Origin of the sequence: Mycobacterium sp. (assembly GCF_049281135.1) — a bacterium.
In the GTDB taxonomy this organism is placed as follows: domain Bacteria; phylum Actinomycetota; class Actinomycetes; order Mycobacteriales; family Mycobacteriaceae; genus Mycobacterium.
In genome coordinates, this window is sequence record NZ_JBAPRN010000607.1 from 1 (window position 1) to 2,687 (window position 2,687).

3 protein-coding genes and 1 tRNA gene are annotated in these 2,687 nt (G+C 64.6%); 3 read left to right on the plus strand and 1 reads right to left on the minus strand.

The window, feature by feature from the left end:
- From WAN02_RS23895 to WAN02_RS23905, 3 genes are all read left to right on the plus strand, one after another.
- Nucleotides 1-233 (plus strand): hypothetical protein (locus WAN02_RS23895; protein WP_422267041.1); only part of this gene is annotated, 233 nt, incomplete at its 5' end.
- Between the two features lie 91 nt (nt 234-324).
- Nucleotides 325-401 (plus strand) — tRNA-Met (locus WAN02_RS23900).
- A 534-nt stretch (nt 402-935) separates the two neighbouring features.
- Nucleotides 936-1,415 carry a hypothetical protein gene (locus WAN02_RS23905; protein ID WP_422267043.1) on the plus strand — a complete coding sequence of 160 codons (480 nt, stop codon included), beginning with the start codon at nt 936-938 and terminating at the stop codon, nt 1,413-1,415.
- A gap of 93 nt (nt 1,416-1,508) precedes the next feature.
- Here WAN02_RS23905 and WAN02_RS23910 read toward each other — a convergent pair whose 3' ends face one another.
- A complete protein-coding gene (locus tag WAN02_RS23910; protein ID WP_422267045.1) occupies nt 1,509-2,546 on the minus strand; it encodes a DUF7065 domain-containing protein in 1,038 nt (345 codons plus the stop codon).
- Nucleotides 2,547-2,687: the final 141 nt, after the last annotated feature.

Below are 2,687 nucleotides of genomic sequence, written 5' to 3' on the forward strand. Positions count from 1 at the left end.
GTGCCCCACCGGGCGGCGAGCCGCCCGCGAACCCGCCGCCCCCGGCTAATGCGGTGGCGCCCCCGCCCAGCGCCGCGGTCAGCCTGTCCCCGGCCAAGTCCGCCGCCCTCAAGGACGTCGAGACGGCAATGGGTGCGGCCCGCGATGCGCAGAAGTCCGGCGACTTCGCGGCCTACGGCGCAGCACTGCAACGGCTCGACGACGCGATCAACAAGTACAACAACGCCAGGTAATCGCGCTTGCTCGGGCGGCCGGTCCCGTCGAGCCTGGTGAGGGCGCGATTTGGAGGCCTCGCGAGCGTTCGGTAACCTGGTATTCACCCGTCGCGGGGTGGAGCAGCTCGGTAGCTCGCTGGGCTCATAACCCAGAGGTCGCAGGTTCGAATCCTGTCCCCGCTACCAGTAGAAACGGCCCCCGGAGACTCCTCCGGGGGCCGTTTTCATGCTCGATGGCCACGTATTTGGACACATTAGCTAGGTTTACTAGTTAACTGAACCCCGCACCTTCATTGCTGGATTCCAGCCTTTTGCCTGGGATGATGGCGTCCCTTGATCCGGCGGCGTTTCGGTCATCGTTTGCCAAAGCGTTGATTTACTCGCCATTCGACCTCGGCGGCCACCCCAAGGAGACACCACAGCAGTGACCGCGAAATGTCATGGATAACAGCGGTTATCCATGATTTTCGGAGGCGTGTCGCATGCCCGGCAGAATCGACGGCCTGATTCTCCGATCTTTGCCTTCAGCAAGAGATTTGTGGTTCATGGGCTGGTCGACGCGGTTGGTGGCGGTGCGCTGTGGTGAGCGGGCTGTGGGTATGGAGCGGGCTGTGTTGGGGGAGTGCGGGACTGGGAAACGTGGGAGGGGGACAAATGGGGACACGGTGATGTTGTGGGTGATGGTAGAGACGCGGGTTGACCGCGCCGTAAGGTGCGGCCATGGCGAATATCAACTCGAAAACCGAAGCGCGCAAGAAGGTTCGCGAGGCGCAGGCCAAGGCCAACGAGGCTGGGCAGGAACGTGAGCGGCACAACGTCGATGACGCGGCGTCGTTTCTGGTCGAGCTGGGCCGGCTGGCGGCAGTCGACGAGTGGGAGCAGGGCCGTGTGGCCGAGATTCGCGCAGAGGGCGAGCGGCGGCAGCACGAGCACCGCCAGGAGGGCGCGGCGGCGGTGTCGCGCATGCTGGATCGCGGGGAAACTTTGACCGCGATCGCCGAACTGGCCGGCGTCAAAGTCAGCGAGGTCCGAGCGGTGCTGAAATCAGCTGGCGCACAACCCGTCGCGCCGCCGGATGCACTAGGTGCGGCCAGCGCCGCGACGGACGCGCCGCCGAGCGCGCACCAGGTCGCGGCCCCAATCCCACCCATCGCCCCGGGTCGCGCCGCGTCTATCCTGTCTCACACCGCGCTTACCTGATCTGCGTTGTCGTAAGCAAATAGACAGTTCATCGGTATGACGGCGATACGACCGCACGCACCGGGGGCGTCCGCCTTCGTCAGGTGTCCACGGTCAAGGGATGTGGAGGTCGGTCAGGCGGGCGACGCGTTCGAGGTGCCCGTAGAAGGTGTCGCCGTCGGGCCAGTCGAAGCGGACCTGGCTTTCGGACAGGATCAGTGGGTCGCCGTCGAGTAGTGCGCCGTTGATGTTGTGGTTGGGGTCGGCGATGGTGATGGTCACGGTCTGCAGGATGCGACCGCTTGCCTGCAGGTGTGCACCATTGGGGCGGGTGAAGGAAAGATCAAGGTCTTTGGGATTGCCGCGGGTATCGGTGATGCCGGTGAGCTCGATGCCGCTGTTGATGATCTCGAAGGTGCCGTCGACGGTGTAGGCAGCCGAAGAGATCTCGAGTTCGCCGGTGCGCTTCCACACTTTGAGCCCTTGGAAGCCGCGGCCGGTGGTAGGGCTGACGAAGCCCCAAAAGCGGTCGCCGCCAATGGTGCTGAAGTCGCGGGGGCCACTGCTGTGGTCTCGGAAGCCGTAGCCGTCGATCTCGTAGGTTTTGCCGGCGACGGTGATGGTGCCGGTGGCGTAAGTGTTCTGCTCATGGTGCATACCCGACCAGTCGGTATGCGGGATCTCGCTCGCCTGGAACATGTCCCAGATGGGGCCGGCGGCGGCGAATTCGATGTCGACGTGCAGCGGCACCGCGAGTCCGGCGCCGACGGGCTGGCTGCCGGCGCGCTCGCTGGTGGTGCGTTCTCCTGCGCCGTCGTAGCGCAGTCGCCAACGGCGCAGCGGATTTTCGGTGGTGATGGAGAGCGGGCCGACGTGCAGGTCGGGTGGCACTGGGCGGTCCCAGATCCGTTCGACCACCAGTTCACTGCCGGGCAGGTAGACGATGAGCTGGGCGTAGAACAGCCCGGGATCGGCGGCGTCGGCGCCGGTGTGGACGAAGAGCCCGGTCTCGGTCGTGGGTGACCAGGTGCTGAAGAAAAAGGTCTCGTTCCACAGCGGTATGTCGGTTCGCGGCCCCTGGAACGAGTCCAGCTCCGGGGAGACCTCGAAGGGATTGTCGCCGTGCAGCACTCGGTTGACGGTGGGGTGCATCGCGGCTCCTCCTCGATCGCACTAGACATGCGCTAAGTGAACTGCTACTTGTTAGCACATGCGTGCTAGAAAGTACAGCAAGCGTTTTTCCACGATTCGTGCGTAGCCTTATCGCGATGACCGATACGGCTGCCCGCAGAG

Bases quoted from the DNA above. Each gene is read 5' to 3' on its own strand.
- WAN02_RS23905 (WP_422267043.1), top strand. From the start codon at position 936: ATGGCGAATATCAACTCGAAAACCGAAGCGCGCAAGAAGGTTCGCGAG.
- WAN02_RS23910 (WP_422267045.1), bottom strand. From the start codon at position 2,546: ATGCACCCCACCGTCAACCGAGTGCTGCACGGCGACAATCCCTTCGAG.